The following is a 13619-nucleotide window of genomic DNA, read 5'->3' on the forward strand; positions in this document are numbered from 1 at the left end:
AATGCTGCGTTTTATCGCCCCCTTGCTTGCCTTGCTGCTATGTCTACCTGCCCAGGCCGACAGTTTCATCACCCGCGCCCTGAACAAACCGGTGCCCGGCGGCGTTGCCGTCGTGGATCTGGGCACAGGCGCGCAGGCACCTACTGCGACTTATCAAGGCAAACCGGTGCTCGTGGTCAAGGAACAGGGCGTTCGCTGGCTGGCCATCGTCGGTATTCCGTTGACGATCAAACCCGGCACCCAGCAATTGGCGAGTGGCGGTCGCACTCTGACCTTCACGGTGGGTAACAAGAATTATCCAGAACAGCGCATCACGCTCAAGAACAAGCGGCAGGTAAACCCAAACCCGGAAGACACCAAACGCATTGAGGGCGAATTGGCCGAGCAGATCCGTGCGTATCGCAGCTTCAGCCCCGGTACGCCCAGCAACCTGATCCTCGACAAGCCGGTCAACGGCCCGCTGTCGAGCAAGTTTGGCGTTCGACGCTTTTTCAATGGCGAGGAGCGTAACCCTCATGCAGGCCTGGACTTCGCTGTTCCCGCTGGCACGCCCATCAAATCTCCAGCCGCTGGCAAGGTGATTCTGATCGGCGATTACTTCTTCAATGGCAATACAGTGTTCGTTGACCATGGCCAGGGTTTCATCAGCATGTTCTGTCACATGTCGAAGATTGACGTAAAAACCGGTGACAACGTGCCGCGTGGTGGCGTCGTCGGCAAGGTGGGCGCAACGGGCCGTGCGACTGGCCCGCACATGCACTGGAACGTCAGCCTGAACGACGCCCGCGTCGATCCAGCCATCTTCATTGGTGCGTTTCAGCCTTAAGGCTTCAAGCGTTTCCCCGGATCGTCCTCAGCGTTTCGCAGCACATCTGCGACTGCGAAGCTCTCGTCTCACTGGCAACGCCCGACAGCGCTGCGGGCATCACCTCTGCATGTTTTCCTCGCTGACCATTCGAAACATTACGTTTAAGTTTCATTTAAGTTTCCGATCGTACTGTGCCAGACACACAATCCCTCGGAAGGAAATACGGCATGTCTGATAATGATCTGAAGCGCTTTGATATTGTTTCTGGCGAGATTCAGCGAGTTTATGAATCTGACGACGGCCGCTGGGAATTGGAGCACATTGACGCTGACGAGACCTATACGCTGTCGGGTTCTGATGTCGTGCATACCGAGCGCGATGATGGCCTGCTGGAAACCACGGTTTACCGTGATCTTGACGGGTCTGGCACTTTTCGAGAAATTTCGTCTTCTTATAGCAGCCCCGATCAAACAGACAGCCCGGTCCCCGTGGCCTCAGATGCGTCACTGGCGCGCCTTTACATGGCCGTATTTGATCGAGCACCGGATCAGGAAGGCTTCCGCTACTGGGAGCAGCAACTGGACCGCGGCATGGAGTTCGATGACGTCGCTGAAAGCTTTATAAAAAGCCCAGAATTCTCGCAGACCTACAGCACGCTGGACAATGCCGCATTTATTGATCGGGTTTATCTGAATGTGCTGGATCGCAACGCCGATGCCGCTGGCAAGAACTTGTGGGTGGGTCAGCTCGAAAATGACATACAAGACAGGGAAGACGTAGTGATTGGCTTCTCAGAGTCTGCCGAGTTCGTGGCGTTGAGCGCCGACTCAGTCGATGCTTTTCTGCAACTGGTTGGCCAGCCACCGGCGGTCGCGGAAAACACCTTCTGATGACGCTAATGCAAGCGGGCCCGGATCAGGGCCCGTTCATTGAGTAGCCAGCCAGGCACTTGATCTGGCGCGTCCTTCGCCTCAGATATATTGCGAGACCCCTCCGTAGCGCTAGTACGGTGTTCCCGCCTGTTCTTCCTACTTTCTGAGCATTTCGGGCCAGCAATCGCTGCGATGGGTCACTGCGCACTGGCTTCGCGAAGCATCTTTGCGCTGAGCCGGCTTCAGCAACAATTAATAAGTTCAGAATTGACTTATTCCGCTATAAAAAAGCTTAATTCTGCTTTTTTCGAGAATTTATCCCATATTTTTTCAAGTGCTTGCCAACCTTCACCCCAGTGGTTAACTTGGCCTCATGAAAACCTCTCAAACACTTATCCTGCTGCGCCAGCACCGGTGTCTCAGCCTCGTCAGTGCACGACTGCAAAGCTGAATCGAGTTGCCTCGCCCGCTGTATTTGTAATGGCTGGCCGCCTTTTCTCGGCCCACTCTGTACTCAAGGACTGTTCACATGACCATGCTCACCGATCCCTCGAAAAAGTACCGCGCCTTTCCCACCATCAATCTGCCTGACCGTACATGGCCTTCCAAGACCATTAATACGGCGCCGATCTGGTGCAGTTCTGACCTGCGCGACGGTAACCAATCGCTGATCGAGCCAATGGATGCGGTCAAAAAGCTGCGCTTCTGGAAAACGCTGGTCAGTGTCGGCGTCAAGGAAATCGAGGCGTCGTTCCCGGCCGCATCGCAAACCGATTTCGATTTCGTGCGTACGTTGATTGAAGACGGGCACATCCCGGATGACACCACCATTCAGGTGCTGACCCAGGGCCGCGAAGATCTGATCGCGCGCACCTTCGAATCGCTGCGCGGTGCCAAGAAAGCCATCGTTCACCTCTATAACGCGACCAGCCCTTCTTTCCGCCGCATTGTTTTCAATCAGGACAAGGCCGGCGTCAAGGAGATCGCAGTCAACGCTGCCAAACTGTTCGTCAAGTTTGCAGCGCAGCAGCCTGAAACCCAGTGGACTTTCGAGTATTCGCCAGAGACGTTCAGTGCCACCGAACTTGAGTTCGCCAAAGAAGTCTGTGACGCAGTCATCGAGGTATGGAACCCGACACCAGAGAACAAGGTAATCCTCAACCTCCCGGCCACGGTGGAAGTGGCGACACCTAACGTCTATGCCGACCAGATCGAGTGGTTTGGCCGTCACATCAACCGTCGCGACAGCGTGTTGATCAGTCTGCACACTCACAATGACCGCGGAACTGGCGTTGCGGCCACCGAACTGGGCCTGATGGCCGGTGCAGATCGTGTCGAAGGCTGTCTGTTCGGCAATGGCGAGCGTACTGGCAACGTCGACCTGGTGACTGTCGCGCTGAACCTGTACACCCAGGGCATCAACCCTGAGCTGGATTTCTCCGATATCGACGGCGTGCGCAAAGTCGTCGAAGAGTGCAACCAGATCCCGGTTCATCCACGTCACCCATATGTGGGCGACCTGGTCCACACCGCCTTCTCCGGCTCGCACCAGGATGCGATCCGCAAGGGTTTCACCCAACAGAAGGAAGGCGAGCTGTGGGAGGTTCCGTACCTGCCAATCGACCCAGCGGATATTGGTCGCAGCTATGAGGCGGTGATTCGCGTCAACAGCCAGTCCGGCAAAGGCGGCATTGCGTACCTTCTGGAACAGGAATACGGCATTGCCCTGCCCCGCCGTATGCAGATCGAGTTCAGCCAGGTTGTACAGGGCGAAACCGACCGCCTGGGCCTCGAAATGACGGCTGAACAGATTCACTCGCTGCTGCGTCGCGAGTACCTGCAAGCCAACGTGCCTTATGCGCTGATCAGCCACAAGCTGCAGGAAGAAAATGGCAACAGCTCGGTTGACGCCGAAGTGCATGTCGATGGCGAAACCCAGCATTGGCGCGGCAAAGGCAAGGGTGCTTTGGAAGCGCTCGTGGCAGGCTTGCCGATTGCTGTTGAAATCATGGATTACAACGAGCATGCCATCGGTTCGGGCACCACAGCCAAAGCGGCGGCCTACATTGAGCTGCGCGTCAATGGTGATCGCGCTGTGCATGGTGTGGGGATTGACGAGAACATCACCACGGCCAGCTTCCGTGCGCTGTTCAGTGCTCTCAATCGCTCACTGAGCCAAGCGCAAGCCAAGGCAGCCTGATCGAGCACAAGGGCAGCGAGCCTGACTCCGCTGCCCTTTTTTACGTTGCGAGACGTCTCTCGCGTCCTGGTCACGCTGGCCTGCGGGCCTCTTTCATTTCGCGCATGACCCTGTCCGTTTCGGCATAATCTTTTTATTTATGCTGTGGTAGCATGCTGCCTTTATTCCTGACTGGCGCACATCCAACGGCAATTCATAAGCTGAAGATGCCATTCTGGACTTACCTGCCAGCTACATTCTTTCTATAAAAACCAAAACGACTACTGCATTGTTTTCCGGACGAAAAGAATGCACGGGCAGACCGACCGTGCATTGAAATTACCATCGGCCTCGGTAACGCTGAGCTGATCCAATCACATTTGGAGCGATTATGCCCAAGGCTTCCCATCAAGACCTGCGTCGCAGCTTTCGCGCTCTTACTTCTTCAGATTCGTGCTTTCACACAGCCTCGGTGTTTGACCCCATGTCGGCCCGAATCGCCGCAGACCTGGGTTTTGAAGTCGGCATCCTCGGTGGCTCGGTAGCCTCCTTGCAGGTACTCGCCGCTCCCGACTTTGCACTTATTACTCTCAGCGAATTCGTTGAACAGGCCACGCGCATTGGCCGCGTTGCCCAACTTCCCGTCATTGCGGACGCCGACCATGGTTATGGCAATGCCCTTAACGTCATGCGCACCGTTACTGAACTGGAGCGCGCAGGTATTTCTGCGCTGACGATCGAAGATACCCTGCTGCCGGCCCAGTTTGGCCGCAAGTCTACCGATCTGATTTCCACAGCCGAAGGCGTCGGCAAGATTCGCGCGGCGCTGGAAGCACGCGTTGATCCGGAGCTGTCGATCTTCGCCCGCACCAACGCGGCGATCATCCCCGTGCAAGAAGCCATCAGTCGCGTCCAGCAGTACCAGAGCGCTGGCGCTGATGGAATCACCATTGTCGGCATCCGAGACTTCGAGCACCTGGCACAGATTTCCGAAGGGCTGACCGTTCCGCTTATGCTGGTGACCTACGGCAACCCGGAGCTGCACGACAACCAGCGCCTTGCTGAAATGGGCGTACGGATCTGCGTGGATGGGCACGCAGCCTACTTCGCAGCGATCAAGGCGACCTACGACTGCCTGCGTGAACAGCGCCAGATACTTGGCAGCACCTCGAACATGAGCGCGACCGAGCTGACCCACACCTACACGAAGCCGGAAGACTACGTCGAGTGGGCGAAGAAGTTCATGAACGTCAACGAGTAAGCCAGAAGCGCTACACGGTGCCTGTAACGAAAAAGCCTCCGTCTCAACCGAGACGGAGGCTTTTTGCTATGCAACAACAGGATCAAGCTGTGGTGTTGACGCCACCTTCGTTCATAAGTTGCAACAGCGAGCCTTGCAGGGTCTGAAGAGCAGCGTTGGTCGCTACGATTTGAGCCTGAATAGACATGGCACGCTGAGCTTTTTCTTCAGGCGTACCGGAACCGTTCTGAACAGCCGCCAGCTGCGCCTGCTCTTGAGCCAGTTGTTTTTGGGTCTGTTTGATCTGCTCCTTTATCCTGTCGATGGTTTCATCGAGAGCAGACTTGCTCGACCCTCCCGCACTACCGCCGGACGCCGCGTTGGTCGTTGCGCCTTCCAGGGACACCTCAGTCGTTTTCTTGTCATCCGTCGTCGTGTTTGCAGCAGCGGCCGCCTGCGCGTCCTTGGTAGTTACCGACAATGAGAACGAGCTTGAGTAAGCACTGAGCGTGGACGTATTGATAGTAGTCATGACGATCTCCGAGGGTTCTGGACTCACTATCGGCGGCCTTGTAACAATCTGAAGCACTTTTTAATGAATAATAAATGAATCTGCGTCCAGCCCTGCCGGAAAGCGTGTCCGGTAGGCTTGCAGGTCCGTGGCGCTCAACGTCGCCTGAAAGACACCATCCGCCTCACCAGCGCCCAGAAGGCTCTCTCCCTGAAAATCCAGCACCTGGCTGTCGCCCGTGTAAGCGAACCCCTTGCCGTCCGTTCCAACACGGTTAACCGCCGCCACATAACACAGGTTTTCGATGGCTCTGGCGGGCAACAAGCGGTTCCAGTGCATGCGTCGAGCTCCTGGCCAGTTGGCGGTATAAAGCAACAGGTCTGTGTCCTGTGAATCGCGACTCCAGACCGGAAAGCGCAGGTCATAACAAATCAACGGCCGAATGCGCCAACCGTTGAGCTCGAACATGACTTGTCGATCGCCTGGCGAATAGTGCTCGTGCTCACCCGCCATGCGGAACAGGTGGCGTTTGTCGTAATGCAGCAGCTCGCCGTCAGGACGCGCCCACAGCAGGCGATTACGATGAGTACCATCGGCTGCGCGAATGATCACGCTGCCGGTAATGACCGCATTGATACGTTTGGCCTGGGCCAGCATCCAGACCGAAGTAGGCCCTTCTTCTGGCTCTGCCAGTTTTTCCGACTCCATGGAAAAGCCCGTCGTGAACATTTCCGGCAGGATCACCAGATCGGCTTCTGGTGCTTGATCAAGCAACGTCTCGAAGTGTTCAAGATTGGCTTCGCGGTCGTGCCAGACCAGTGTGGTCTGCACCAGGGCGATATTCAGGTTAGGTAACTGACTCAAATCGCGCATAGTCTCTCCGCTGCCTGACGCAGCGTCTCCTCCTGCTTGGCAAAGCACAAACGGATCAGGCGCTGGCCTTGCGGTGGGCTCTGGTAGAACACCGATATCGGGATACTGGCGACGCCGTGTTCGCGCGTCATCCACAACGCCATGTCGACGTCATCCAGGTCGGGCCGAATCTGTGAATAGTCAACCAGCTGAAAATACGTGCCGCCCACACGTTTGAAGCTGAAGCGCGAGGCTGCAAGCTGATCACAGAAATAGTCACGCTTGGCTTGATAGAATGCGGGCAGCTCATCGACATGCTCGGGATGCTCAGCCATGAACTCAGCCAGGGCGAACTGCAAGGGTGTCACGCCGCAAAAACTCACGTACTGATGCACCTTGCGCAATTCGGCCGTCAAGGCCGGTGGCGCGACCACGTAGCCGGTTTTCCAGCCTGTCACGTGATACGTTTTGCCGAATGAGCTGACCACGAAAGCGCGCTGATACAGCGCTTCGTGATCCAGCACGCTGACATGCTGGAGACCGTCGAATACCAGGTGCTCGTACACTTCGTCGCTCAGCAGATAGATATCGCGGTCGGCAATCAGCGCGGCCAACCGATCAAGCTCGGCACGACTGATCAGTGCCCCGCTCGGGTTGTGGGGGCTGTTGATGACGATCATGCGCGTGCGCGGGCTCAGGGCATCGGTCAGCTTCTGCCAATCAATGGAGAAGTCATCCAGACCAAGCTGCACATGCACGCAACGTCCACCGGCCAGTTGGACAGCTGGCTCATAACTGTCGTAGCACGGGTCAAAAATGATGACCTCGTCACCGGAACGGATAACGCTCTGGATGGCACAGAAGATTGCCTGGGTCGCCCCCGGCGTAATGGTAATTTCGCTGTCGGCATTGACTTGACGACCGTAACTGCGGGCAATCTTGGCCGCGACCTGCTGGCGCAGAGCTGGCAAGCCGGTCATCGGCGAGTATTGGTTATGACCCTGCATCACATGCTTGCAGACTGCATCACGCAACGCCTGCGGCCCGTCGAAATCGGGAAAACCCTGAGACAGATTGATACCGCCGGTTTCGGCAGCCAGCTGGGACATGGTAGTGAAAATGGTGGTGCCCACATTAGGCAACTTGCTGTCGATCATGGAGCCCTTTCCCTGAAATCCCCCGACACCACGGCGGCACGGGTCAGGCAGGATAGCCCATCGAGCGCGCATAAAAAAAGGCGCCAGTGGCGCCTTTTTCCAGGTTGCTGACTCAGCGCTTGTCGCGGCGCTTCTTGTCGGCTTTCTTGTGGTGCGACATCATCCGACGCTTCTTGTTGACCTGGCGGTCAGTCAGCGTGTTCTTGTTACCTTCGTACGGGTTCTCGCCACCTTTGAACTCGATACGGATCGGAGTACCGACCAGTTTCAGTACACGACGGTAAGTGTTTTCCAGATACCGGACGTAAGACTTGGGTACTTTCTCGACCTGGTTGCCGTGAATCACGATCAATGGCGGGTTGGCACCACCCAAGTGCGCGTAACGCAGCTTGATGCGGCGGCTGCCGACCATCGGCGGCGCATGCTCGCTGACAGCGTCTTCCAGAATCTGGGTCAGACGGCTGGTTGGCCAGCGCGTAACGGCCGACTTGAACGAGTTCTGCACCGACTGATAGAGGTTGCCCACGCCCGTGCCGTGCATGGCCGAGATGAAGTGAATGTCTGCGAAGTCGACGAAAAACAGACGACGTTCCAGCTCAACCTTCACAAAGTCACGCTCGCCGGGGGTCATGCCATCCCATTTGTTCAGCGCGATGACCAGTGCACGACCAGATTCCAGCGCAAAACCGAGCAGGTTGAGGTCGTGATCGACCACACCTTCGCGGGCGTCCATCACGAAGATCACCACGTTGGCGTCCTTGATGGCCTGCAGCGTTTTGACCACCGAGAACTTTTCAACCTCCTCGTGGATCTTGCCGCGCTTGCGCACACCAGCGGTGTCAATCAGCGTGTACTTCTCGTCATTCCGCTCGAACGGGATGTAGATACTGTCGCGCGTGGTGCCCGGCTGGTCGTAAACGATGACCCGGTCTTCGCCAAGCATGCGGTTGACCAGCGTCGACTTGCCGACGTTCGGACGACCGATGATCGCGATCTTGATACCGTCTTTTTCGCTTGGGCCTGGAATGCGCTTGGCTTCTTCGCCTTCAGCGACTTCCTCGATCTCGCCCTCTTCGAGCTCGTCCTCATCCTTCGGGAATTCCCGCAGGGCGATTTCGAGCATCTGCGAGATACCACGACCGTGAGCACCGGCCACCGGAATGGCGTCACCCAGACCCATCGGGCTGAACTCGGCACGCGCCAGGTTCTCGTCGATGTTATCAATCTTGTTGGCAACCACATAAGAACGCTTGTTGCGCTTGCGCAGGTGCTCACCAATCATCTGATCGGCGGCGGTATAGCCTGCGCGGGCGTCCACGAGAAACAGCACAACATCGGCTTCTTCGATGGCGAGCAGCGACTGCTCGGCCATTTTTTCGTCCATGCCATGCTCGTCACCAGATATACCGCCGGTGTCGATCAGAATATAGGAGCGCCCTTGCCACTTCGCCTCTCCGTATTGGCGATCACGGGTAAGACCGGACAGATCGCCGACAATGGCGTCGCGGGTCCTGGTCAGGCGGTTGAACATGGTGGACTTGCCGACGTTCGGTCGACCCACCAGGGCGATTACGGGAACCATGCGGCTCTCCACTTCGTTATTTCAGAAAATACAAAAGCCGCTGCAGGGCAGCGGCCGGAGTTCGGAGCGGCGCTCGAAAGCACCGCAGCCTTGCCGAGGCAAGGTCACCCGGGACCGCAGCCCCGGGCGTTACAATTACTGCTTGATGGTCAGGGCTTCCAGCTTGCCACTGTTGCCATACACATAAATCATGTCGCCAACTACCAGCGGACGAGCACGCAGCCCATCGCTGTCAATGCGGGTCCGGCCCACGAAACGACCATCCACCTGGCTCAACAAGTGAAGATAACCTTCCATGTCACCGACCGCCACGTAGCTGGAATACACTTCTGGTGCGCCCAGTTGACGGCGAGCCAGAGATTCGTTGCTCCACAGTGCAGAGGACGAACGCTCATCGATACCTTCCACCGTACCGGACGCCAGCGACGCGTAGACGCTGCCAAAGCCCTGGGCTACGCCCGAATAGCTCGACGCATCACGCTGCCAGAGCACACGGCCGCTTTCCAGTTCAAGACCGGCAACCCGACCCTGATAGGTAGCGACGTACAGTGTACCGCCGGAGAGCAACAGACCGCCGTCGATATCGACGACACGGTCCAGTTCGGAACGACCTTGTGGGATCGCTACGCGCTGTTCCCAGATCGGCACGCCGTTGGAGATATCCAGCGCGACAACCTTGCCCGTCGACAGACCTGCAACAGCCAGACGATTGGTGGCGATCGGTGCGCCAGTACCACGCAAAGTCAGTACAGCTGGAGTACTTTCGTAGATCCAGAGCTGGGAGCCTGTCGAAGCATCGAAACCGACCAGATGGTCGTCCTGAGTCTGGACGACCACCACGCTGCCGTTGGTCGCAGGCGGAGCCAGCACTTCGCTGGTTACGCGAGCGCGCCACTTTTCTTCGCCGGTTGAGGCGTCCATGGCGACTACTTCACCCTTCAGGGTGCCGATCATCACCAGGCCGTAACCCACGCCAACAGCGCCGGACACCGGAAGGTCGAGGTTTTTTTTCCAGATCACGTCGCCGGTCAGACGATCGAGCGAAACGATCTCGCCCGTGACGTCGGCGGCGTAGATACGGTCGCCGTCGATAGCCGGAACCAGCATATTGTAGGTTTTGCCCTGACCATCACCAACGGAGCGGCTCCACTGCTTTTGCAGAACGACCTCTTCCTTGAAATCGGTCAACTCGGCTGGCGGCAATTCCTTCTTGCTGTTGCTGCTGCAACCCGCGGCCAAAATGGCCAGAGCCAGCAATGCTGCATGTTTCCAACGAATCACGTCACGCATCCCCTTTCGCCAGATCGTCGAGCTTCATTTGCAGGCCACCTACCGCAGCGTCTTCGGACAGCGCGGATTTCGCCTTTTGGTATGCAGCATGTGCCTCGTCGGTACGACCCAGCTGAACCAGCAGGTCACCCTTGAGTTCTTCACGACTGGCCAGGAACGATTTTTCAGCATCGCCAGCCAGCAGTTTCAAAGCGTCGTCAGTCTTGTTCTGCGCAGCGAGCACACGAGCAAGACGCTGACGGGAAATTTCACCCAGCGTCGCGTTCGCAGGCTTGTCGCTCACGGCTTTCAGCTCGGCTGCCGCGTCGTCGAGTTTACCGGCATCGACGGCAACTTTGGCGACGAACAGGCTACCGAACTGAGCGTAGGTTGTACCACCAAACTCGCTTTTGAGCTTGCCCGATATCTCGGCAACACGGGTAGTGTCAGCCTGGCCACTCGGCGTCAGTGCGGTTTCGAGCAACTGCTGATACAGCATCGAGGCGCCTTGCGACTGGTTCGCCTGATACCGGTGCCAGGCCTGCCAGCCCAGGACCACAACCAGCGCCAGCAGACCGCCTGCAACCAGGGGTTTGCCGTTTCGCTGCCACCAGTCCTTCATTACCGCCAGCTCTTCATCTTCGGAAACCGACACCCCAATACTCCTATTCGCTAAAACGGCTGTTAATCAGCTTCAACCCTGCACGACGCAGGAGGCCAGGTGCTCTGACAGAGCATCCCAGGCAATATTTTGTTGTTCACCCTGGCCACGCAGGGGTTTGACGCCGATGATCTTCTGGGCAAGCTCTTCGTCACCCAGGATCAACGCATACAACGCACCGCTCTTGTCGGCCTTCTTGAACTGGCTCTTGAAGCTCCCGGCACCGGCGTTGACCTGCAGGCGCAGGTTCGGCAACTGGTCACGCACCTGCTCGGTCAGCGCCAGTGCAGCCAGCTCAGCCGCCTCGCCGAAGGCGCACAGGTAAACATCCACCTGACGGGAGATTTCTTCCGGGACCTGCTCAAGGGTTTCAAGCAACAGCACCAGACGCTCGATGCCCATCGCAAAACCGACGCCAGCAGTAGGCTTGCCACCCATCTGTTCGACCAGACCATCATAACGGCCGCCCGCACAGACTGTACCTTGAGCCCCCAATTGATCGGTGACCCACTCAAAGACTGTCTTGCTGTAGTAATCCAGCCCGCGTACCAGTTTAGGGTTGATCACATACGGAATGCCTGCGGCGTCCAGACGTGCCTTGAGACCTTCGAAGTGGACGCGGGACTCGTCATCCAGATAGTCCGCCAGCTTCGGTGCGCCGACCAGTGCTGCCTGGGTTTCAGGATGCTTGGTGTCGAGTACACGCAGCGGGTTGGTTTTCAGGCGACGCTGGCTGTCTTCGTCCAGCTGGTCGAGACGGGCCGAAAGGAACTCGACCAGCGCTTCGCGATAGCGCGCACGCGCCTCGCTGGTGCCAAGGCTGTTGAGTTCAAGCTTGACCGCATTACGGATACCCAGCAGACCCCAGAGGCGCCAGGTCATCACGATCAGCTCGGCGTCAATGTCCGGGCCGTCGAGATTGAAGACTTCGACGCCAATCTGGTGGAACTGGCGATAGCGGCCTTTTTGAGGGCGCTCGTGGCGGAACATCGGGCCGATGTACCAGAGTTTCTGTACCTGACCGCCACCGGTGATGCCATGCTCGAGAACCGCTCGAACGCAAGCGGCTGTCCCTTCAGGGCGCAACGTCAGAGAGTCACCGTTGCGATCGGCAAAGGTGTACATCTCTTTTTCGACGATATCGGTCACTTCACCGATAGAGCGCTTGAACAGGTCGGTAAACTCGACAATGGGCATGCGAATCTGCCGGTAACCGTAGTTATCCAGCAGACGCGAAACAGTCCCTTCAAAGTGACGCCACAGGGGCGTCTGCTCAGGCAGGATGTCGTTCATACCACGAATGGCTTGCAGGGACTTGGTCGTGCCACGAATGGCTTGTAGGGAATTACTCACAGAAAATCCTTAGCAATCCGGGTTAGCCGCGCACGATGACCGAGGCGTCAGCTTCGACCTTTTCGGCCGCTTTCTGGCGGATCAAGCGTTCAAGCTCATCCACCAGATTATCATTGGTCAGTTTTTGTGCAGGCTTGCCGTCGATGTAGATCAGGTTCGGCGTCCCACCCGTAAGGCCGATATGGGCCTCTTTGGCTTCACCCGGACCGTTCACCACACAACCGATGACCGCAACGTCCAGCGGCACGAGCAAATCATCGAGGCGACCTTCCAGCTCGTTCATGGTCTTGACCACATCAAAGTTCTGCCGCGAGCAACTCGGGCAGGCGATGAAGTTGATCCCACGGGAACGAAGGCGCAACGATTTGAGAATGTCGTAACCGACTTTCACCTCTTCGACGGGGTCAGCGGCCAACGAGATGCGAATAGTATCGCCAATCCCGTCGGCAAGCAGCATACCTAGGCCGACAGCCGATTTCACTGTGCCTGAACGCAATCCACCCGCTTCGGTAATACCCAGGTGCAGCGGCTGGACAATCTGCTTGGCCAACAGACGATAGGCCTCGACGGCCATGAACACGTCGGATGCCTTGACGCTGACCTTGAAGTCCGGAAAATTAAGACGTTCCAGATGCTCGACATGACGCAGCGCAGACTCGACCAGAGCGGCCGGAGTGGGCTCGCCGTATTTTTTTTGCAGATCTTTTTCGAGAGAACCGGCGTTCACGCCAATGCGGATCGGGATACCCCGATCACGAGCAGCATCGACCACTGCACGCACGCGGTCTTCGCGACCGATGTTGCCGGGGTTGATACGCAGGCAATCGACGCCGAGCTCCGCAACACGCAACGCAATACGGTAATCGAAGTGGATGTCGGCAACCAGTGGCACCTTGACCAGCTTCTTGATACGGCCAAACGCTTCAGCGGCGTCCATGTCAGGCACGGAAACCCGCACGATGTCGACCCCGGCCGCCTCAAGACGATTGATTTGCGCGACTGTGGCCGCCACATCATTGGTATCACTGTTGGTCATGCTCTGGACGGCAATCGGTGCATCGCCACCGACCGGAACAGAACCGACCCATATTTTTCGGGATTCGCGACGCTTGATTGGAGATTCGCCGTGCATGAC

12 protein-coding genes are annotated in these 13619 nt (G+C 57.4%); 4 read left to right on the plus strand and 8 right to left on the minus strand.

Annotated features, from left to right (window positions below):
* Position 1 precedes the first annotated feature (1 nt).
* The 4 genes from KDX37_RS09340 to KDX37_RS09355 all read left to right on the plus strand — a co-directional run bounded on the left by KDX37_RS09340 (position 2) and on the right by KDX37_RS09355 (position 5120).
* Positions 2 to 826, plus strand: coding sequence for a peptidoglycan DD-metalloendopeptidase family protein (locus KDX37_RS09340; RefSeq protein WP_231652385.1), 825 nt, complete (start codon positions 2 to 4; stop codon positions 824 to 826).
* 209 nt (positions 827 to 1035) lie between these two features.
* Complete coding sequence (locus KDX37_RS09345) at positions 1036 to 1698, plus strand: DUF4214 domain-containing protein (RefSeq protein WP_231652386.1); 663 nt, start codon at positions 1036 to 1038, stop codon at positions 1696 to 1698.
* A gap of 511 nt (positions 1699 to 2209) precedes the next feature.
* Positions 2210 to 3880, plus strand: a complete 1671-nt coding sequence (gene leuA / locus KDX37_RS09350) for a 2-isopropylmalate synthase (protein WP_231652387.1) — start codon at positions 2210 to 2212, stop codon at positions 3878 to 3880.
* Positions 3881 to 4250: 370 nt separating this feature from the next.
* Positions 4251 to 5120, plus strand: a complete 870-nt coding sequence (locus KDX37_RS09355) for an isocitrate lyase/PEP mutase family protein (protein WP_231652389.1) — start codon at positions 4251 to 4253, stop codon at positions 5118 to 5120.
* Between the two features lie 82 nt (positions 5121 to 5202).
* On the opposite strand, the gene KDX37_RS09360 is transcribed toward KDX37_RS09355, so the two are convergent.
* The 8 genes from KDX37_RS09360 to ispG form a co-directional block, all read right to left on the minus strand.
* Positions 5203 to 5631, minus strand: coding sequence for a hypothetical protein (locus tag KDX37_RS09360; RefSeq protein WP_231652390.1), 429 nt, complete (start codon positions 5629 to 5631; stop codon positions 5203 to 5205).
* 60 nt (positions 5632 to 5691) lie between these two features.
* The gene (locus KDX37_RS09365) at positions 5692 to 6483 is read right to left on the minus strand and encodes an amidohydrolase (RefSeq protein ID WP_231652391.1); all 792 of its coding nucleotides are present in this window, start codon (positions 6481 to 6483) and stop codon (positions 5692 to 5694) included.
* The gene (locus KDX37_RS09370; protein WP_231652393.1) at positions 6471 to 7619 is read right to left on the minus strand and encodes a pyridoxal phosphate-dependent aminotransferase; all 1149 of its coding nucleotides are present in this window, start codon (positions 7617 to 7619) and stop codon (positions 6471 to 6473) included. Before KDX37_RS09370 ends, KDX37_RS09365 begins: the two co-directional genes overlap by 13 nt.
* Positions 7620 to 7731: 112 nt before the next feature.
* Positions 7732 to 9201 carry a ribosome biogenesis GTPase Der gene (gene der, locus KDX37_RS09375; RefSeq protein ID WP_231652394.1) on the minus strand — a complete coding sequence of 490 codons (1470 nt, stop codon included), beginning with the start codon at positions 9199 to 9201 and terminating at the stop codon, positions 7732 to 7734.
* Between the two features lie 135 nt (positions 9202 to 9336).
* Positions 9337 to 10491, minus strand: a complete 1155-nt coding sequence (gene bamB, locus KDX37_RS09380; protein ID WP_231652395.1) for an outer membrane protein assembly factor BamB — start codon at positions 10489 to 10491, stop codon at positions 9337 to 9339.
* A complete protein-coding gene (locus tag KDX37_RS09385) occupies positions 10484 to 11125 on the minus strand; it encodes a tetratricopeptide repeat protein (protein WP_231652397.1) in 642 nt (213 codons plus the stop codon). The genes bamB and KDX37_RS09385 overlap by 8 nt, the downstream gene beginning before the upstream one ends.
* Positions 11126 to 11164: 39 nt before the next feature.
* Complete coding sequence (gene hisS, locus KDX37_RS09390; RefSeq protein WP_319941684.1) at positions 11165 to 12463, minus strand: histidine--tRNA ligase; 1299 nt, start codon at positions 12461 to 12463, stop codon at positions 11165 to 11167.
* Between the two features lie 43 nt (positions 12464 to 12506).
* A complete protein-coding gene (gene ispG, locus KDX37_RS09395) occupies positions 12507 to 13616 on the minus strand; it encodes a flavodoxin-dependent (E)-4-hydroxy-3-methylbut-2-enyl-diphosphate synthase (RefSeq protein WP_231652398.1) in 1110 nt (369 codons plus the stop codon).
* Between the last annotated feature and the right edge of the window lie 3 nt (positions 13617 to 13619).

The organism is Pseudomonas californiensis (assembly GCF_021147775.1).
GTDB classification, from domain to species: Bacteria; Pseudomonadota; Gammaproteobacteria; order Pseudomonadales; family Pseudomonadaceae; genus Aquipseudomonas; species Aquipseudomonas californiensis.